The organism is Streptomyces sp. NPDC035033 (assembly GCF_040636735.1).
Taxonomy (GTDB): Bacteria; Actinomycetota; Actinomycetes; order Streptomycetales; family Streptomycetaceae; genus Streptomyces.
Map to the genome: position 1 here is coordinate 18,226 of NZ_JBEZUZ010000084.1, position 17,835 is coordinate 36,060.

Consider the following 17,835-nt stretch of genomic DNA (forward strand, 5'->3'; position numbering starts at 1 on the left):
CCGCACCCGGTAAGGAGAACACCGTGCAGGAACCCCCGACCTCCCAGGACGCACCGCCCCGGCCGGCGCACGCCGGAGCCCGCCCCGACCTGGACCTGTGGCGCCTCGGAGACCTCGTCACCCCCATGGCGGTGCGGACCGCCGCCACCCTGGCGGTCGCCGATCACATCCTCGCCGGACGATCCGGCGCGGACGCCCTCGCCCGGGCCACCGGCGTCGACGCCGGCGCCCTGGGCCGCGTGCTCGACCACCTGGTCACCGTGGGCCTGCTCCGGTACGACGATGGTGCGTACGAACTGACGGACCGGGGCGCCGTCCTGCGCTCGGACCACCCGTCGGGCATGCGACACCTCTGGGACCTGGAGGGGGCGGTCGGCCGCGCCGACCTCAGCCTCGTCGAACTCCCCGCCGTGGTCGCCACGGGGAGCCCGGGATATCCGCGGCGGTTCGGCAGGGGCTTCTGGGACGACCTCGCCGCCCGCCCCGAGCTCGCCCGCTCCTTCACCGCGCAGATGGCGAACGTGATCGCGAGGGACTCGCCGGCGATCGCGGCGGCGTACGACTGGTCCGCCCTGGGCAGCGTCGTCGACGTCGGAGGGGGGAGCGGAGAGCTCCTCGCAGCGCTGCTGACCGCCCACCCCACGCTGCGCGGCACCGTCCTGGACCTGCCGGGCGTGGCCGAGGAGGCCAAGCGCACGCTGGGCGAACGTGACGTGGACGCACGCGCCGACGTGGTCGCCGGCAGCTTCTTCGATCCTCTGCCCGCGGGGGCCGGAGGCTATGTGCTCTCCTCGGTCCTCCACGACTGGGACGACGACGCCTGTGGGGCCGTCCTCTCCCGGTGCGCCGAGGCGGCGGGAGAGGACGGCCGGGTGTTCGTCATCGAGCAGGTGGGCGAGGACGGCAGGAACCCGAACACGGTGATGGACCTGCGGATGCTCACGTTCTTCGGAGGGAAGGAACGCACCCTCGACGAGCTGGCCGGACTGGCCGAGCACGCCGGCCTCGCCTACGTCGCCGCCCACCCGACGGCGGGCCAGGTGGCCGCCCGTTCCGTCATCGAGTTCGTCCCGGGGACCGGCTGAGGCGCTCACCCCCGCGCGTGCGGAGGGGTGCCCCGGGTCCAGCGCAGCCGGAAGCCCAGGCTGGTGAACCTCCAGCCGTCGGCGGTCCGCCGGACCCCGGCCGAGACGAATGTGCCCGCGGAGAACGTGGGCGGGTCGGCGGTGGGCGCGTGCGGCGGGCTTCCGGTCCGGTGGACGTGGGTGGCGACCACATGCGCCACGAGCCTGGCGGAGTCGCCCGCGACGACGACGTCGGCGGGCGAATGCATGTGCTGCGTACGCTCCCAGGCCGCGAGCATGCGACGGTGGTCCTGGACGATCTCCTCGATTCCTCTGGACTCGCCGACCGGAAATGTCACCACAGCGTCGCGGGTGAATATTCCACAGGCCCACTTCTCGTCCAGTACCACGTCCTCGTCGTCAAGACCGAGAATATAGCGATTCAAGAGGGATGCGATTTCGAGCCCGTCTCCGTCATTCATGTGACCAGTATGGGTTCGGCTTTTTTTCTCATGTTCCGAAACGGCCGGAAGAGGCCGTTGCAAGAGCCTCAGGGGAAGACCTCATGCCCGTTCTCATGCCCGACGACGGCCTGCTGACCGTCCTCAACATCTTTTCCACCGATTCGGTGGGCGACCAGCTCCGGCTGATCGGCGTCATGCGCGACGTCATCGACCGCGCCGACTATCCGGGATGGGTGTCGAGCACCCTCCACGAGGATGTGCTCAGCCCCGGCTCGGCGAACCTGATCCAGTGGCGCAGCCGCGAGGACATGGAAGCGCGGAACGCCACGGACGAGGCGTTCCGCCACCGTGAGCTGCCGATCTTCCGTGAGCTCGCCGTCACGATGCGCCTGCTCCAGACGTCGGTGATCCACACGAGCACGCCCGAGGGACGGAACACCGAGATCCCTCTCGACGGTGATGCGACCGGCTGCACGGTGATCGAGCTGGCGCGCTGCCGGGACGAGGACCTCGCCCCGCTCCTGGAAGCCCTCCGGCACCGGGCCGACCGGCATTCCGGCGTTCCGGGGTGCCGGGGAAGCGCGGTGCTGAGGGGTGTCGGGACGGCGAGCTTCGACGGCGCGTTCGCGGTGCACTACGGCCGGTGGGACTCCCTGGAGGCGTGGAGGCGCATGTGCCACGAGGAGCACACGTCCGACGACCGGGTGGCCCAGTTCTCGACCGACCGCGAGGTCAGCGCCTATCAGGTGATCCACGCCCGGTCCGCGGAGGCGTGACGACGGGGTCCTGACGGCGCTGCCGCCCCGGGAAGGGCCTTCCGGAGCGAGGCCGGACAGGCCGTGGCCCACACGTACGAGCCGGATGCCGTGACCCGCTCGTACACGGCCACCGGAACTCACCGCGGTCCGCTGAAGGTCTCCGTTCCGGCTCGCCTGGAAGAGGACCTGACGTCCCTGGTGCCCTGCGTCGGCCAGGCGTGCCGGGACCTCGGCGGGTGCGCACCGGGGTCCCGACACGGCCGGCCGGAGTCAACAGGGTCAACAGGGACGGAAGGAGGAGATCTTGTCGTTGATCCAGTCGGGAACGTACGACCACTTCTCCCAGGGCCCGATCCTGAACTGGAGGCCGTTGTAATGGGGGTCCGAGTAGAAACAGATCGCCTGGCCGTAGTTGCTGGAGATCGAGGAGATCCTGTCGTTGTACTTCTGCAGGCCGATCGTGTCCAACGTCTTGTAGTTGGGCGCCTGCGGCGACCAGACCTGCAGCTGGGACCCTTCGTAGTAGTTGTCGGTGTAGACGCAGAGCGTGTACGTCGACCCGCAGGGCGTCCCCGCGTACGCGGTACCGGAGGAGAGGCCGGCCGATGCCACCAGGGCGGTGGACGCGACCAGCAGCCTGACCAGACGGCGAACAGTCCTGCTCATGGATCCCTCGCTTTCTCGGGAGCGAACTTTCCGCCATCAGACCAGGCGCCGCCGCCACCCCCACAGCCCTTCCTCCCCTCGCTTCCCCTTTCGCTCCCGGTGCTCGGTACGCAGGGGCAGGGGGCCCGAACAGCGGCCCGACGGGCGGCTTCTCCGGCACACTCCCCGGGCCGAAGGTGCAGAGGAGAGCAGGAGCCCGCGTCAACCGCACGCCGCCTTCCTAGGGTGTGGGCACCTCACCCCACGCAAGGAAAGGATCTGTCATGCCGCGATCCGACAGCACCCGGAAGAGGCTGCTCTCCGGCTTCGTCACCGCTGCCTTCGCCGCCGCCCTCACCGTCGCGGTGCCGGGCACGGCGTCGGCCGAGAGCGCCACCCCCTACGTCTTCAAGCTGTGCGCCTACGGGAACTACAAGGTGCGCGCGGAGCTGCCCCAGCAGGGGAACGTCTCGACCACGATCGTCCTCCCGGGCAACTGCACGACGCTCCGCCTCGGCGCCGCGACCACCTACGCGAAGGTGCGAGGCTCCTACAACACCAGCGGCTCGACCTTCTACGTCGGTACGTCGCACTTCACCGCGGCCCGCGGCTCCCTCACGTACGCGCTCGGCACCACGGCGAACGCCGGTGCCGATGCCTACCTCTGGTACAGCACGTCCTGACGTCCGGTCAGGCCGCCCCCGAGGCGGTCACCCCGGCGGCGACGGAAGTGCCCCCCCGGTACCCCCGTGCTCACCGCCCCGCTTCCCCTGCCCCCTGCGGTTCGAAGGGGCCGCCTCGGGCGGGGGAGGGGGAGGAGGGGACCGGGGCAGGCGAAACGTCAGAGCGGACGCTCGAGGATCGCCGCGACCCCCAGACCACCGGCCGCGCCCAGCGACACGAGACCGCGGCGGCCACCCCGCTCCGCCAGGAGCTTGGCCAGCGTCGCGACGATCCGGGCGCCTGTCGCCGCGAACGGGTGCCCGGTGGCCAGGGAGGACCCCACGGCGTTCAGCCGGGCGGGGGCGACCGGTGCGAGTCCCTCCTTCTCCCATGCGGCGAGATTGGCCAGCACCTGGGCGGCGAACGCCTCGTGAACCTCCACGAAGTCGAAGTCCTCCATGCCGAGCCCGACGCGCCGCAGCAGCCGGGGCACGGCCCGGGCGGGCGCCATCATCATGCCGTCGAGAGGATCCTCCGGCCGTGCGGCGAAATCGACCGCGGCCGTCTCGAACGCGACGAGGTAGGCCAGGGGTTCAAGGCCCCGTCGCCGTGCCCATCCCTCGGAGGCCAACAGCACCACGGCCGCCCCGTCGCTGAGCGCGGTCGAGTTGCCCGCAGTCATCGTCGCCCCGGGCGCACCCGTCCCGAAGACCGGCCGCAGCCGGGCGAGCCGGTGAACAGACGTGTCGGTCCGCAGGTTCTCGTCCCTGTCCAGGCCGCGGTGCGGCACGACGAGATCCCGCATGAACCCACTGTCGTACGCCGCGGCGAGGCGCCGGTGACTGGTGACGGCCAGCTCGTCCTGCGCGGTCCTGTCGATGCCCCAGGCACGCGCCGAGAGCGCCACGTGCTCCCCCATCGAGAGTCCTGTACGCGTGTCCGGATGGACCAGCGCGGGCGCGAGGTCCCGGGGACGGAGCCCGGACAGGGCGCGGAGCCTGGCCGGAACGGTCCTCGCGCGTCGTGCGGAGACAAGCGCGGTGCGCAGCTGGTCGCTGAACCCCATCGGCACATCGCTCATGGTGTCGGTGCCTCCGGCGACCGCGCTCTCCACCGCTCCCACCGCGATCTTGTTGGCCGCGGCGATGACGGTCTGGATTCCGGTGGTGCACGCCTGCTGCATGTCGTACGCGGGCGTCCTGGAATCCAGACGCGAGTCGAGCACGCTCTCGCGTGTCAGGTTGAAGTCGCCGGCGTGCTTGAGCACCGCTCCCGCGACCACCTCCCCGAGGCACTCCCCATCCAGGCGGAATCGTGCGGCGAGTCCGTCGAGGACGGTGGTGAGCAGTTCGCGGTTCGTGGCTGACGCGTAGGACCCGTACGACCGGGCGAAGGGCACGCGTGTTCCACCCAGGACAGCGACGCGACGGATGCTTTTGCCATCGGAGAGCATGTGCGCAGCATCACCACAGCCACCCGCGCCGTCGACCGGCCGCCCCGTTCTCTGCCCGCCGGACCAGGAGGACTTGTCCGGCCGGTCATGCGACTGCTCCGTGCCCGCGCCCCCCGTCGCGGACGACCTGCGCGGCGGACGACGCCTCGGCGCCCACCCGGCCGATGTGGGCCTGTGCCTGGAGGTGGCCCGGTTCGACTTCGCGGTGGAGATCGGACGCGAAGAAGGAGTGACGGTACCGCGGCCCCACCGAGTCCTTGGCGGAAACCGGACGGTGCGCCGGGAGTGAACCTCGCGCATAAGGTGTCGGCATGTCGCTGAGCCACATACTCCTCCCGTCCGGACGTTCGATCGAGCTCACCGAGCTGCGCATGTCCTCGACCTACGGAGGGATGCTGGAGGGCTACCCCTGCAAGCCCGTCAACGACATGAAGGTCAGGGGCCTCCAGCGGCAGGCCGAACGCGCGTTTCCCTCCACGCCGGTCCATCTGGTGCCGCCCTCCCGCGCGTACCCGGACCAGACCGCCGGCGCTTTCGGCCCCGCCGAGGTGCTGCCTTCCGTGGCCTGCATCGGGGTTTTCCGCTCGACGGCGATCGCCCCCGAACTCGATCCGGCGCTGTACCGTTCCGCTCTCACCGTGGTCTGGTTCCAGACCGGCTTGGACGTCCCGTCGGGCGAGGACGCCGCCCCTGCGCTGCACAGCATTCGCTGGGAGGAGCTGGCCCAGGACCACGAGCTCTGAAGCGTTGTGCGGAAGGTCGTGTCCGGGCGGATCGGGGCCGGCCTTCGCGTCCGCGGTGGTGCCGGGCACCGGCCGGGCCCCGGCGATCACCGGCATGGCGTCGGCGTCGACGATGCCCCGCACGTTCGCCGAGAACCGGTAGCTGCGCGAGAACGCACCGGCCTTCCGGTCCCGGACCGGGACCAGGGCGCCGTCCACGACCCACAGCCGCCCGCCCGCGTCGGCGGGACGGGTGGCCGACCCGGTCGCGAGCAGCCGCTGCATGCCCCGGCACACCGTCGCCGGCGAGACCCCGAACAGCGGCGTGAGCTGCCGACGGCGCCCCCGGCGAGACGAACGCGGTCATCGAGATGCCGGACGTGCTGCGCACGGCCCGCCCCGCCTCCTCCGCCTTGGCGGGGAAAACGATCGACCGGGTCGGCAGCGGCCGGATGCAGAGAGCGTCACGGTCACGCGGTGTACCTCCGCGTCGGGATGCCGGCCTCCTCGGCGAGCCCGGCGCAGTGCGAAGCCCCGGACGATCCGTTCCGGATGAACGCCAGGCTGAGGCCGGCGCCCAGCCCGCCCACGAGCCGGTTGAGAGCGGGGCCGGCCTGCGGGTCGCAGCCACCGTGCTCCCGCCACCGCGCCGGGTGCCGGAGGGCCCAGGTGTGGGCGATGGCGCCGACGCCGGTGGCGTCATCGCCGTGGATGACGCCGATGGGGCGAGGCCCATCGCGCCGGACTTCGAGGCAGGCGGCGTCGAGGGCCTGGTAAACGGTGTCGCGGTCGGCCCACTCCCGGCTGCCGCTGACGAGGACGTGGTGGCGGTGAGCTTCTTCAGAACAGCCACGATCGGGTGGCGGCCTGCTCCACAGAATCCGAGCGCGACCGCAGATCAGAGACCGGTCAACTTGACGGAGCCGTTCACCCTCTGGAGTGGCCGCTGGAGAAGCTCACGGATTTCTCCTCGGCGGGTGCACACGGCGGGTGCCGGTCGCAGACCCACAGCTCGCCGTGCTCGACGTGGTGGGCTAGGGGCGCATCCGGGTTGGCCTGCATGCGTCGGGGCATCATGATCATCATTCGTTTGATGGGCGGAGATCGGGACCGGGATGCCGACCAGCATGCTGATCCGCTTCCCGGCCTGAGGGCGTGCGTTCGTCCAGTCCTTTCGAAGGCCGCTCAGCCGCGCCCGTGCCCAGGTCTATGGCAGGCCGCACCAGCGCCGAGGTCGCAGGCGCAGCCTCCCGAAGAGCCCAGGTCAGGCAGAAAGGCCTACGCCGAAAGCAGCGGTATGCGCCCCCCGGATGTGTTGGCACCGATCTATGCGTGGGCACGGAGACTTATGATCTGTAGCACCCCATGGGTACAACACCAACGCCCCAAATTCGAAAGAGAGTTGGGATACCGATGTCTTCTCGATCCGAACTTCCGCAGCTCGAAGTGCGTGTTGGTGGCCTGCACCTGACTGTCCAGCGTGTTCCGGGATGGCTGCTCGGCCTGATCACCACGGTTGGCGGGGCGGCGCTGACGTGGTGGACGCAGCAGTAGGCCGCCGGCACCCCTTCCGGCGCTTGTCCAGGTTGGTGAAGAGGCTGCCGAAGTATTCGGCGGAGGTTTCGCAGCTCCAGCCGCAGGGGCGGGTGGCCCGGTACCGCCACCTCCCCCGGCACCCCGTCGACCCCGGACCGCGACCCGGCCCCCGGCTTGCTCGGTGAGGTTGTCTCTGGCGGTTCCTTCAGTCCATGTATTCGGTTGCGGCGTCAAGTTTTTCCGTCATGCGACAGGACACATGACAGCGTTAACCTATTCATAAAGGGGGAAGCGGCGGCGACCGAAGAGGGAGCAACACCATGCCTATGGACGTCAGAGGGCAGTGGGGCCTAGCTCAAAGCAATGGGGGCACCATTATCTTTACCGGCATAACCCAAGATCCTGACTCCGGGGCTTTCCACGGACAGGCGAAAGTTGGAACGGATACCCCCACGTCTTTTAGCGGCATTGCCACGGATGATGAAATCTCGTTCAAAGTACGAAGTGGGATTTACCTCGGTACCTTCAACTTCCAAGGCCATCTCTCGGGGATGACGGTCGACGGGCAGAATGGGAACAGCCAGGCAACCTGGTTCGCATCCAAGATCTTCACCCCGATGTGACCTCGCCGCTTCGATCCCACATGTCGCCGAAGCGATCAGCAAAACGATGCGTGGCTGCGATGTCGGCGGCGTGAGCGTCGGCGTCGAGGAAGTTGTCGGGGTCGGCGTAGCGACGCAGCTCGACGGCGATGCCTTCGAGGAACGCCTCCCACTCCTCGGCGGTCATGTCGCTGGGGTGACCGTGGCCGATCCGGAGTTGATCGCAGCTCCCCCCCCCCGCGATGACGCCCGCGATGTAGTGGTCGAAGCCCCAGACGTCCATGCGGCTGAAGCCCCGGCGGGCTTGCTCCCAGCGGTGCCGGGGCTCGCGCTTGAGTTGAACCCAGCACCACCGCGCGCGGTAGCACCACCCCTGGACCCAGGAGCGCCACGGGTGCTCGCGCGCCCACGGGTCGGCTTCGGCCACGATCTCGTCGAGGGTCCTCACGGCTTCCCCCGGTGCGCCTCCCCGACCTGCCGGTAGATGCCGCTGGGCCTGCGCTGCGACGGCTTCGGCGCCTTGAAGCCGTAGGCCCCGTACGCGGACATCGGCAGGGTGCCGTGCAGCTCGTACTCGACGCGGGCCCAGGTTCCGAGGGCGCGCACCGGCCGCGGCGGGCCCTTGGGGGCTTCGCCCTCCGGCGCCCCGCGGCGTGTGCCCGTCGTGTGTGCCGGGGCGGGCACTTCTTCCTCTTCGACGACGGCGGCGACCTCGCCCGGTGGCTCTGGGACCAGGGGCGCCCGCCGCAACCTCCCCGCCCCACTGGTCCTCCCTCAGTCCGTTCAGGCCAGGACTCGAACGGCATGATGTCGGTCGGCCTGAGCGCGAGGGGCCGGGAACGCGACCCGGCCGCCGCGCGAAGCACCGCGACGGCGGCCGGACCTGGTGAAGCGGTCAGGACCGAAGGTTCAGGACGGCGGGATCAGGCTGACTTGGTCGACCGCCCAGAACGCGCTGTCGGTGCCGGTGCACCGGAACCTCAGCTGCGCGGTGGTGGCCCCCGCCGGGACGTTCACCGTCAGCGACTCGACCTGGTTGACGTCGGCCGCCCGGTACGACTTCAGCAGCCGCGGCGCACCGCCGTCGAAGGAGACGTACACGTCACCCGTCTGCGGGCCGTTCGCCACGTAGTGGCTGGCGTACGTGACGCGCGCCGTGCTCGCGCCGTTCAGCTGGTGGACCGGACCGACCAGCGGGGAGTCGAACCGGCCGGTCCAGTGGGCCGCGTCGGCCCACTCGTCGGAGTCCGCCACGGCGAAGACGTCACGGGCCCGGACGTGGGACTCCCGGCCCTGGTAGCACTCCGAGAAGCTCCAGAACCCGCCGGTCGAGAACGTCCGGCCGCGTCCCTCGGTGACGCCGCCGCTCGGCATCGCCGAGTCGTCGACGCTCCAGTCCGCGGACGGGGTGCGGGTGAAGCCGACGGCGTCGGCGGCGATCGGGTCGGGGGTGCCGGTCTCGTCGACCCGGGTCCGGAGCGAACCGCGCAGCCCGTCGAACGCGTCGGGGGCGAGGTCCTGGATCGGGATGCCGTCCAGACCCCAGCTCGGCTCGATCGCGACACCGGTGTGCTTCAGCACGGTCGCGGCGACGTCCGCGATCTTCACGTCGTGCCGCTTCGAACCCGCCGCGATCCCGGCGCCGTTGGCGATGACGAAGGACTTGCGGACGTTCGGGTCGTTGCCGCCGTGGCCGCCCTCGTCGACGTGCCCGTGGTCGGTGGTGACCATGATCAGCCAGTTCTCGCCCGCGTACGTGGCGCGGGCCTTGACGGCCGCGACGATCCGGCCGACCTGGCCGTCGGCGGTGCGGATCGCGTCGCGGTACCGCCGGCCGGTGCCGCCGAAATCGTGGCCGGCGCCGTCCACGGCGTCCAGGTGGACGAAGGCGGAGTCGGGGTTGCCGTTGCGGAGGTGGTCGGCGGCGTCGACCGTGGTGGAACGGCCGGAACTAGATCGTGCCAGGCTTCTGGCGCGTGGGGTTCTTCACGGCGAGCGACGGCTCCAGCGCCGACGCGCCGGGCACTTCGCCGGTACAGGTGGTCCGCTGCGACTCGGCGGCCTGCATCGCGGGCCCGCTCGGGACCGACCGCTCGCACGGCTGCGCCTTCCCCGGCGTGATCCCGGTCCTCACGTACGGCCCCTCGGACATCGAAGCCGCCGTCGCGCAGCACATCCTCGGAGCACAGATCCACCCCGAGCACACCTGCCCGCGCCTGCCGTCCGCGGAGGAGGCTCCGCGCGACCAGGAGCACCCCGGCCAGGCGGTCGACGGGCAGCCGGCGTCCTACGGCCTGCACCGCATCCGCTCCACGCTCGACGCCACCGACCACCAAGTCGACCAGGACCACGAGGACGGCGCCTGCTCCGACACCGGACCCAGGCATCCACGCATCCACATACGCGGGCCTCGGCCTCCACCCGTGCCGGACCCCCGCGCAGCAGCACGACGAGCACCCGTTCCCCCCGACGCCGGAGGGCGCCGCGAATCCGACGGGGACTTCTCGGTGCGGGCGGTTCCGATCGCGGACAACGCCTCCACGGAGGGCAAGCTGATCGCCCACCGCAACGCCGTCCGTGTTCTGGCCCGGGACGCGTCCCTGCCCACCCGGGGGCAGCGACGACCGGTTCTGGGGCGAGACCGTCGACTGACGCCGGACCGCAGGGCCGCGCAAGGACGAGGGCCGCCGTCCGCAAGCGGCCCCCGTTCAGCGCGCCGCCAGAGAGCCGACACGACGTGCACAACCGCTCGATCCGACGCGCCTGTGGGGCGCGAGGGCTGGGCCGTCGCACGGACGCCCCGAACACCCACCCTCCGACCCGAACCAAGCCCAGGCCGCTTCCGGGAGCACGGAGCTCCCGTCGGCGGTCCGGAGCCGCGTACCGACCGCCGCTGGGGCCACTTCGGCGACCGCACCCGGCAGTATCCGCGCGAGGCTGGATTCCCCGACGACTACGCGACCGCTGACCACCCGGTACCGGCCGCCCCGGCGAGGACGCCCTCGCCCTCCTCTCCGCCCAGGCCCTCACTCGCACCGAACTACGCACCGAACTACGCGCTGAGCACCTCCAGGGCCCCCGCACCCTGAGGGAATGCCCCTCTCGGAACGCCCGTGTCCACCCGGGCACCTCTGGGCCGATCCTGAGGGATGCCCGGCCGGTGACACGGGCGTGGTGTGGGCAGCGGGGCCCGGCACCCGTAGCGGCCCCGCCCGGCTACGACGCTGCCCGCCACGGCCGACGACCTGGTCGGGGCCGAGCGGAGCACGGGCGGGGAGCAGGCGGAGGCGGACCGATTTTCCCGCCACGAGAACCGGCGGTCGAACGAACCCGTCCCCTCAGGCATGACGACCGCCAACACACCGCCCCTGCCGACCGTGCCGGCCTGGCCGCACTGTGGGCGGGGAGCGGACCCGGCAGCCGGCTCGGTCGGCTGCCGAGGCCGCAAGGTGGAGCCGTACACCGGCTGCCTGGCCCATCTGACCGACGCGGAACTGAGCACCCACCTCGGCACGCTGTCCCCCGGCAGCGCCCTCGACCATCGCGGCACCCTCCTGGCGGGAGAGGTGCTGGAACGGCTCCTGGGCGCACTCAGAGACCCCGCCACCGGCCGGCCCCATCTCGGTGACGCGCGCTTCGAGGAGGCGGTGTTCCCGGACGACGCGGGGTTCCTGGGGGTCAGATTCTCGGGGGACGCCGCGTTCCACGAGTCGGCCTTCTCCGGCAGGGCCGCGTTCGACGGAGCCGTCTTCACCGGAAACGCCCTCTTCGACGGGGCGGCGTTCTCCCGGGACGCCCTCTTCGGCAACGCCGCCTTCGGCCGGGACGCCACGTTCCGCCGGGCCTCCTTCTCGGGCGACGTCACCTTCCGCCGCGCGGTGTTCTCCGGCAACACCTGGTTCCACGGGGCCACGTTCTCCGGCGAGACGTGGTTCCGCAGGGCGGCGTTCTCGGGGAGCGCCGTTTTCGACGAGGCTTCGTTCTCCCGCGACTGCACGTTCCACCGGGCGGCGTTCGCCCGCTCCGCCACCTTCCGGCGGGCGGTCTTCTCCGCCCGCACGGACTTCCACGGGGCGGAGTTCTCCGACGACGTCCTGTTCGCCGACGCGACCTTCGAGAACGCGCTCCAGGTGGGCCCTCTGGTCTGCCGGAGGACCCTCGATCTGTGCCGGGCGCGCTTCCAGGGCCCGGTCACCATCGAAGCGGCGGCGAGCCGCCTCCTGTGCGTGCGGACACGATGGGACTCCAGCGCGGCCCTTCGGCTGAGGTACGCCGCCGTGGACCTGAGCGACGCGGTCTTCGAGTACCCGCTGAGCATCACCGCCCGGCCCGTCCCCTTCACACAGGACCACGCGGTCGTGACGGAGGCCCTCGCCGCCGGACGCGATCCGGGGGTGCGCGTCGTGTCTCTGCGGGGCGTGGACGCCGCGCACCTCGTCCTGCACGACGTGGACCTCAGCGGCTGTCTGTTCACCGGCACGGTCCACCTGGACCACCTGCGTCTGGAGGGCGACTGCCTCCTCGCGTCCACTCCCTCGCACTGGCGCCGCCGGGGACTGCTGCCGGTGCCGCCGACCGATCGGCGGACCCTGGCCGAGGAGCACCACTGGCGCGCCTCGCGGGGACGACCCGGCTGGACGGCGGCACCGAACGGGACCGAGGTGGTGGGGCCCGCCCAACTCGCCCCGGTCTACCGCCAGTTGCGGAAGTCGTTCGAGGACAGCAAGAACGAACCCGACGCAGCCGACTTCTACTACGGCGAGATGGAGATGCGCCGTCACGACCGCCGCCGGCCCCGTGGGGAACGCTGGCTGCTGACGCTGTACTGGGCGGTGTCCGGGTACGGCCTACGGGCCTCACGTGCCCTGGGCTGGCTGATGATCTCGATGGCGGCGACCGTACTGGTGCTGATGCTGTGGGGGCTGCCCGCCCAGGAGCCGAGCCCCGTCACATCCGGTCGGTTGACCGGACACGACATCACGCTGAACACCGACAAACCGGATCCGGTCAACCCCGGCGGTCCTCTCGCCTCGCGGCTCACTTCCGAGCGCTGGGAGAAGTCCATGCGCATCGTGGTGAACTCGGTCGTCTTCCGTTCTTCCGGCCAGGACCTCACCACCACCGGCACCTACACCGAAATGGCCTCTCGCCTCGTGGAGCCCGTGCTCCTCGGCCTCGCGGCCCTGGCCGTCCGCGGCCGCGTCAAACGATGACCGGCGTCCGGGAAGCGGGGAGCGGGACGGGGCAGACACCGCGAACCGACGGCCACCAGGGCTGTCGGCGGTCCTCGTCCTGGGTCAGGCGCGGCATCGACGGGACCCCGATGCGGTGGCCGGTGCCGTACGCGGAGTCGGGAACGCTCCACAGCACGGTGGGCGGGGCGCGACCGCGTCCCTGAGCGCGGGCCCGCCGGGACCGCGGTGCTCGCGCCGGATGCGGCCGACTCCTGTCGCCGCACCGCGAGGCCGCCGGGCACGGCACGACCGAGTCTTCGGGGAGTCGATGGCGGCGGTGTGGTGTGGCGGATCGGCGGACGGACCCGGCGTTCGCGATGTGCCGGGCGCTGGCGGACGGAGCGGACCTCGCCCCGTTCGCGGGAGGCGCGTTCGCCGTACGGGCGGTGGCGGCCGGCATCCGGTCCGAGACCCGCGGCGGGTTGCTCCTCGACGCCGTCCCGTGGGGGAACTTCCCGTACGGGGACGACGCCCGGCAGGCCGTTCACCTGCCGCGGACCGACGACGCCCCCGCCCGCCGCGCGACGGACGTGCTGGAGGGCCTGTGCGCCGACGACAGCCGGGCCGCCGCCGCCCTCGCCGTACCGTTCCTGATCCCCCTCGCCACCGGCGCCCGCACCGCGCCGTCGCCCTCACCACCCCCTCCGGCCCGGCCCGCGCCCGGTACTTCGGCGTCGCCTCCCGCGAGGAGTTCCTTCCCCACCGCACCGACCCCCGAGGCCACGCCACCGACACCTCCGACGGCTCCGACGCCTCCGACGGCTACGGCGTCGAGGTGACCGGCTACCCGGCAGGCTGGTCGGTGACCGCCGCCCGGGCCGCGATCACCGCCGAAGCACTCGTACCCCTACCACTCCTCGACGACGTCGTCCCCGCCCTCGGCCTCACGTCACCAGCCGAAACCGCTGAACGCCGGGTCTCGCCAACGGCACCTGACGGAGCATCACCTCGGCATGGGCCGCGGGCCCGATTCTCAGCCCTGAGGTACGGCGACCGTCGGGCGCCTCGATCACGGCTGGCCGAGTCACAGTTCGCAACGCAGCCCAGATCAGCCGGGTCTCTTCGCTGAGGGTCTGATGCATGTGCGGTCCGACTTCGGGTTCGAACCACCGCACAGCAAGTCGTCCGCTCTCGAAGAACTCGCCCCGCTCGTCCGTCCTGAACCGCGAACGGAGCACCTGGACAACTGCCGTGGGCGGAGGCCCGGCAGGCGTGAGGACATCCGCAGCCGGAAGGACACCAGGCGGCAGGGAAGCGCCTGCCGGGAGGCCGAGAAACGCTTGCGTACCTCCACAACCCAACGCGGACTCGATCGAGGCGTGCAAGTGCACCTGGTGCAGTCCGAGAGGCCCTGGCTGACTGCACTGCCATCCGGAGAGGGGAAGCACCTCGGCGATTCGCTGCCCCAGAAGCACCTCATCGGCAGGCATCAGCCAGGTGTCCGTCGTTTTCGTGCGAGATCCCGCGATCGCCATGAGGCCAGAATGCCAGTGCCCGATCCTGGCCGAGGAATCGGTCGAGGACATCCTGCCCCTGCCGCGCCGGCTGGTCGGCGAGGGACGGCTCCTCGCGCTGAAGGCGGTCGGCGACAGCATGATCGACGCGGCCGTCTGCGACGGAGACACCGTCGTGAGGCAAGCCGGCGGTGCGGACCACGGCGCCATCGTCGCCGCGAGGCTGGACGGCGAAACCACGGTCGAGCGCCTGCGCCGCCAGGACGGCCACGTCCGACTCTTGCCCACAACGACGCGTACGAGCCGGTCCCGGACGACGACGCCGTCACCCTCGGCAAGGTGGTCACGGTCCCGCGCGCCCTGCGGCCCGCTGGACCGCGCCGCTACGGCAGCACCCGCTGCTGACCGGAAGGCCGGAGGACACCGGTCCCCTCGGGAAGGACGATGAGGGACCGGCGCCGGTCGGCGGAGGTAGGGGTCCTGTACGCCGCCCCCGCCGCGACCGTCGCAGCCCTCACCCTCTGGCTCCGTGCACGGTCGGCCGGACGGGTCCTGGTCGCACGGACTGAAACCGCGTTCGGCAGGGCTCATGGCAGAGCCCTCCCGCCCGGCGGAAGTGGTGCTGCAGGCGATGGCCGGGGCTGTGCGGGAAGGGGATGCACCGGCAAGTGAACACTGCGCGCGGGCAGCCGCTGCCGCCCGCTGTCCCTGATCGCCACCGCCGGCCGACGAGCCGACTGCGTCCGGTCGCGGTCCGGAGAAGATCCGCGTCCCGTTGTCAGGACGGGGCAGGCCGCCCCGCGAAGAAGCCGGAGTGGCTCACGGTCGACACGGCTGACACGGCTGACACGGCTGACACGGCCGACACAGCCGACACGTCTGGTTCCCCAGGACTTGACCGGCCGTTCGGCCTTCACGGGAGGCGGGGAGCGTCTACCGCGTACAGGTGGGGGTTCTTGACCTGCGAGGCCTGGTTGGGGTCGCTACAGGTGGCGTACAGGGTCCCGTCGAACCAGACCGCCGAGGACAAGACCTGGGGAAAGACGCCGACGCTGCTCCGTCTTCCGGTGTCCGGGTCGACCCTGACCAGGTGGGTGGGGTCACTCGTCGGAAGGAAGAGCCAGGGCTGCTCGTCGCTCTCCTCCGGAAAGCCCAGGAAGATGAGGTCGTCCGCTTCCCACAGGACTGCTCCAGTGCGCAGGTTGGCTGCGAGCACGCCCCCGGCGGAGGCGCCTTTGTTTATCAGGGCAGTCGTGCCGACTGTGGCAAAGGTCATGCCGGTGCCGGGCAGGCTCCACAGTTGCCGGCCGTCTGTGAGTGACCAGGCGGTCGCTTCCGAGGCCGCGTTCGTGCCGAGAGCGATACCGGGCTCGGCAAGGATCCGTCCGGACGCTTTCAGCGGCGGAAGGATGCTGCCATCGGCGGCGTCGACGACGCGAAGGCCCGTGCCGCCACCGCTGAAGTAGATCTTGCCGTCGGCCGCGCCGGCAAAGCCGACCTGGGTGTTTCTCCGAGGTTCTCCGGCTCGATGCGTCCAGCGAGGTGTGCCGGTGGCCGGATCGATGGCTGTCCACCATCCTTGCCAGTCCCGGGCGAAGATCAGTCCGCCATGATGCTCCAGGCCGTGGACCGTGGGAAGTTCGCCGTCCATCCGACGGGACCAGATCTCCTTTCCGGTCCGCGGATCCAGCCGGTACACCCAGGCACCGAAGGCGCTGAACAGCGCGCCGTCCGCGAAGGCCGCGTACCCGCCGGAGGTCACCTCGTCGACGTCCGGCTCGCGGAAATGGGTCCACCGGGCCATGCCTGTCCGCGCGTCGAGGCACTGCACGGTCTCAAAGGAACGATTGACGAGAAGAGAGTCCGCGTCCGCGGAGAAGGACAGCGATCCGTAGACGAGCGACATCCTCTCAGGCAACTGCCACAGCTCCTTCCCGGTGCGGGCGTCCCTGGCCCGGAATCCGCTTTCCTCCGGGACCTGCGTCAGCAACACGGAACCCGCCCGTCCGAACACGTGGAGATTTCCGGACACCTTCCACTTCGTCTTGACGGGGCGCGGTTCCGTCCCGCCTTCGCGACGGTCAAGCACCTTGGGAACGACCACCGTGGTCGTCCCGCCCGTCACGACCACCCCTATGCCGATCAGGACGCTGCGGCGGCTGACCGGCCGTCCGTCGGAGTGCTCGGGTCCGGTACGAGGGCGGGCGCGGCCGGCGGTCGCCGCGCTCCCCAGGAGTTCGGCGATGGCGCCCAGGCGGGCCGCGGTCTCGGCTGCTGACGCGGGACGACGATCGGGTGACTTGGCCAGCAGGTCGGCCACCAGAGCGTCGAGTTCCACGGGCAGGCCGGGGCAGGTGCGGGACGGCGGTTCAGGAACCTCGGTCGCGTGCGCGACGATCTGCGCGAAGGCGTCCTTGCCGGAGAACGGAGGCTGCCCCGTGAGGAGGTGGTGCAACAGACAGCCCAAGGAGTACAGGTCGGAAGCGGGCCCGACCTGGGTGCCCCGCGCCTGCTCCGGCGACATCCACGGCACGCTTCCCAGGACGCCCCCGGCCTGACTCAACTGGTCGAGGCCCAGATCCGGGTGGAACCAGGCGATGCCGAAGTCGAGAACCTTGACCGTTCCATCGGGCGTCAGGATGACGTTCGCGGGCTTGATGTCACGGTGGACGATCCCCCGCTCGTGCGCGGCCTCCAGCGCCGCGCACACCTGGCGGGCCCAGTCGACGGCCCGGGCGGGCGCCGGCGCCCCGTCGGCGGCGAGAACACGGTCCAGTGTGCGGCCGGGTGCCAGCTCCATCACGATGAACAGCGTCTCGCCGTCCCGGCCGAAGTCGTGGACCGTGACGACGTGCGCACTGGCGGACAGGCCGGCAGCGGCCCGCGCCTCACGCTCCAACCGGGCGGCAGCCTCCGGCGTCACACCGGGACCCGAGACCGTCTTGACCGCTACCTCGCGGTGCAGCACGAGATCCTGGGCGCGCCACACCACACCCATCCCGCCCGCCCCCAGGCGATCCCCCAGCAGATAGCGCCCGGATAGCACACGCCCCGACACAGGTGCCCCCTCCGACATCCAGAACGGTCGATCGACTCTACGAGGTGAACAGAAGCGGCACATGGTCTTTCACGAGCTCGGCGTCCCGCTGTGCGGAGCAGGCGTCCAGCCACGCGGCGAGCCGCTCCTGCGCGGGCCGGTCCGCCGGCTCCTCGGCCAGGAGGTTCGGCACCTTGCCCGCC

General features: G+C 71.1%; 16 protein-coding genes and 2 pseudogenes. 8 read left to right on the top strand and 10 right to left on the bottom strand.

Annotated features, from left to right (window positions below; translation table 11 throughout):
- Positions 1 to 23: 23 nt before the first annotated feature.
- A complete protein-coding gene (locus tag AB0E83_RS27550; protein WP_362117393.1) occupies positions 24 to 1,085 on the top strand; it encodes a methyltransferase in 1,062 nt (353 codons plus the stop codon).
- A 5-nt stretch (positions 1,086 to 1,090) separates the two neighbouring features.
- Here the strand turns inward: AB0E83_RS27550 and AB0E83_RS27555 are convergent, their stop codons facing one another.
- A complete protein-coding gene (locus AB0E83_RS27555) occupies positions 1,091 to 1,546 on the bottom strand; it encodes a nuclear transport factor 2 family protein (protein ID WP_362117396.1) in 456 nt (151 codons plus the stop codon).
- Positions 1,547 to 1,629: 83 nt separating this feature from the next.
- On the opposite strand from AB0E83_RS27555, the gene AB0E83_RS27560 reads away from it, so the two are divergent.
- A complete protein-coding gene (locus AB0E83_RS27560; RefSeq protein ID WP_362117399.1) occupies positions 1,630 to 2,304 on the top strand; it encodes an antibiotic biosynthesis monooxygenase in 675 nt (224 codons plus the stop codon).
- A gap of 261 nt (positions 2,305 to 2,565) precedes the next feature.
- Here AB0E83_RS27560 and AB0E83_RS27565 read toward each other — a convergent pair whose 3' ends face one another.
- A complete protein-coding gene (locus AB0E83_RS27565) occupies positions 2,566 to 2,952 on the bottom strand; it encodes a peptidase inhibitor family I36 protein (protein ID WP_362117402.1) in 387 nt (128 codons plus the stop codon).
- 263 nt (positions 2,953 to 3,215) lie between these two features.
- Here AB0E83_RS27565 and AB0E83_RS27570 point away from each other — a divergent pair, with 263 nt between their 5' ends.
- Positions 3,216 to 3,614, top strand: a complete 399-nt coding sequence (locus AB0E83_RS27570; RefSeq protein ID WP_362117405.1) for a hypothetical protein — start codon at positions 3,216 to 3,218, stop codon at positions 3,612 to 3,614.
- 158 nt (positions 3,615 to 3,772) lie between these two features.
- Here AB0E83_RS27570 and AB0E83_RS27575 read toward each other — a convergent pair whose 3' ends face one another.
- Entirely contained in the window at positions 3,773 to 5,047 is a 1,275-nt protein-coding gene (locus tag AB0E83_RS27575; RefSeq protein WP_362117408.1) for an acetyl-CoA C-acetyltransferase, read from the bottom strand.
- A 311-nt stretch (positions 5,048 to 5,358) separates the two neighbouring features.
- Between AB0E83_RS27575 and AB0E83_RS27580 the strand changes: the two genes are divergently transcribed.
- Positions 5,359 to 5,790 carry a hypothetical protein gene (locus AB0E83_RS27580; RefSeq protein ID WP_362117411.1) on the top strand — a complete coding sequence of 144 codons (432 nt, stop codon included), beginning with the start codon at positions 5,359 to 5,361 and terminating at the stop codon, positions 5,788 to 5,790.
- Between the two features lie 39 nt (positions 5,791 to 5,829).
- Here the strand turns inward: AB0E83_RS27580 and AB0E83_RS27585 are convergent.
- Both AB0E83_RS27585 and AB0E83_RS27590 read right to left on the bottom strand, forming a co-directional pair.
- A pseudogene (locus AB0E83_RS27585) lies at positions 5,830 to 6,105 on the bottom strand (IS5/IS1182 family transposase); the annotation flags it as partial.
- Between the two features lie 134 nt (positions 6,106 to 6,239).
- Complete coding sequence (locus tag AB0E83_RS27590) at positions 6,240 to 6,671, bottom strand: SLOG family protein (RefSeq protein ID WP_362117434.1); 432 nt, start codon at positions 6,669 to 6,671, stop codon at positions 6,240 to 6,242.
- Positions 6,672 to 7,625: 954 nt separating this feature from the next.
- Here AB0E83_RS27590 and AB0E83_RS27595 point away from each other — a divergent pair.
- A complete protein-coding gene (locus AB0E83_RS27595) occupies positions 7,626 to 7,928 on the top strand; it encodes a hypothetical protein (RefSeq protein ID WP_362117414.1) in 303 nt (100 codons plus the stop codon).
- Here the strand turns inward: AB0E83_RS27595 and AB0E83_RS27600 are convergent.
- The 4 genes from AB0E83_RS27600 to AB0E83_RS27615 form a co-directional block, all read right to left on the bottom strand.
- Positions 7,915 to 8,355: a hypothetical protein gene (locus AB0E83_RS27600; protein WP_362117417.1), complete on the bottom strand. Its 441-nt coding sequence runs from the start codon at positions 8,353 to 8,355 to the stop codon at positions 7,915 to 7,917. The two genes, AB0E83_RS27595 and AB0E83_RS27600, sit on opposite strands and share 14 nt — an antisense overlap.
- Complete coding sequence (locus tag AB0E83_RS27605; protein WP_362117420.1) at positions 8,352 to 8,513, bottom strand: hypothetical protein; 162 nt, start codon at positions 8,511 to 8,513, stop codon at positions 8,352 to 8,354. Before AB0E83_RS27605 ends, AB0E83_RS27600 begins: the two co-directional genes overlap by 4 nt.
- Positions 8,514 to 8,816: 303 nt before the next feature.
- Positions 8,817 to 9,872, bottom strand: coding sequence for an alkaline phosphatase family protein (locus AB0E83_RS27610; RefSeq protein ID WP_362117437.1), 1,056 nt, complete (start codon positions 9,870 to 9,872; stop codon positions 8,817 to 8,819).
- Positions 9,859 to 10,041 (bottom strand): hypothetical protein, encoded by a 183-nt coding sequence (locus AB0E83_RS27615; RefSeq protein ID WP_362117422.1) that lies wholly within the window; start codon positions 10,039 to 10,041, stop codon positions 9,859 to 9,861. The genes AB0E83_RS27610 and AB0E83_RS27615 overlap by 14 nt, the downstream gene beginning before the upstream one ends.
- A gap of 1,210 nt (positions 10,042 to 11,251) precedes the next feature.
- Between AB0E83_RS27615 and AB0E83_RS27620 the strand changes: the two genes are divergently transcribed.
- The 3 genes and pseudogenes from AB0E83_RS27620 to AB0E83_RS27630 form a co-directional block, all read left to right on the top strand.
- The gene (locus AB0E83_RS27620; RefSeq protein WP_362117425.1) at positions 11,252 to 13,120 is read left to right on the top strand and encodes a pentapeptide repeat-containing protein; all 1,869 of its coding nucleotides are present in this window, start codon (positions 11,252 to 11,254) and stop codon (positions 13,118 to 13,120) included.
- 305 nt (positions 13,121 to 13,425) lie between these two features.
- On the top strand, positions 13,426 to 13,920 hold the full coding sequence (locus AB0E83_RS27625) for a hypothetical protein (RefSeq protein ID WP_362117428.1): 495 nt from the start codon (positions 13,426 to 13,428) through the stop codon (positions 13,918 to 13,920).
- A gap of 715 nt (positions 13,921 to 14,635) precedes the next feature.
- A pseudogene (locus tag AB0E83_RS27630) lies at positions 14,636 to 15,000 on the top strand (S24 family peptidase); the annotation flags it as partial.
- Between the two features lie 508 nt (positions 15,001 to 15,508).
- Here AB0E83_RS27630 and AB0E83_RS27635 read toward each other — a convergent pair.
- The gene (locus AB0E83_RS27635) at positions 15,509 to 17,653 is read right to left on the bottom strand and encodes a protein kinase (RefSeq protein ID WP_362117431.1); all 2,145 of its coding nucleotides are present in this window, start codon (positions 17,651 to 17,653) and stop codon (positions 15,509 to 15,511) included.
- Between the last annotated feature and the right edge of the window lie 182 nt (positions 17,654 to 17,835).

Coding starts and splice junctions, on each gene's coding strand:
- AB0E83_RS27620 (WP_362117425.1), top strand. CDS start 11,252: ATGACGACCGCCAACACACCGCCCCTGCCGACCGTGCCGGCCTGGCCG.
- AB0E83_RS27555 (WP_362117396.1), bottom strand. CDS start 1,546: ATGAATGACGGAGACGGGCTCGAAATCGCATCCCTCTTGAATCGCTAT.
- AB0E83_RS27575 (WP_362117408.1), bottom strand. CDS start 5,047: ATGCTCTCCGATGGCAAAAGCATCCGTCGCGTCGCTGTCCTGGGTGGA.
- AB0E83_RS27565 (WP_362117402.1), bottom strand. CDS start 2,952: ATGAGCAGGACTGTTCGCCGTCTGGTCAGGCTGCTGGTCGCGTCCACC.
- AB0E83_RS27580 (WP_362117411.1), top strand. CDS start 5,359: ATGTCGCTGAGCCACATACTCCTCCCGTCCGGACGTTCGATCGAGCTC.
- AB0E83_RS27595 (WP_362117414.1), top strand. CDS start 7,626: ATGCCTATGGACGTCAGAGGGCAGTGGGGCCTAGCTCAAAGCAATGGG.
- AB0E83_RS27560 (WP_362117399.1), top strand. CDS start 1,630: ATGCCCGTTCTCATGCCCGACGACGGCCTGCTGACCGTCCTCAACATC.
- AB0E83_RS27570 (WP_362117405.1), top strand. CDS start 3,216: ATGCCGCGATCCGACAGCACCCGGAAGAGGCTGCTCTCCGGCTTCGTC.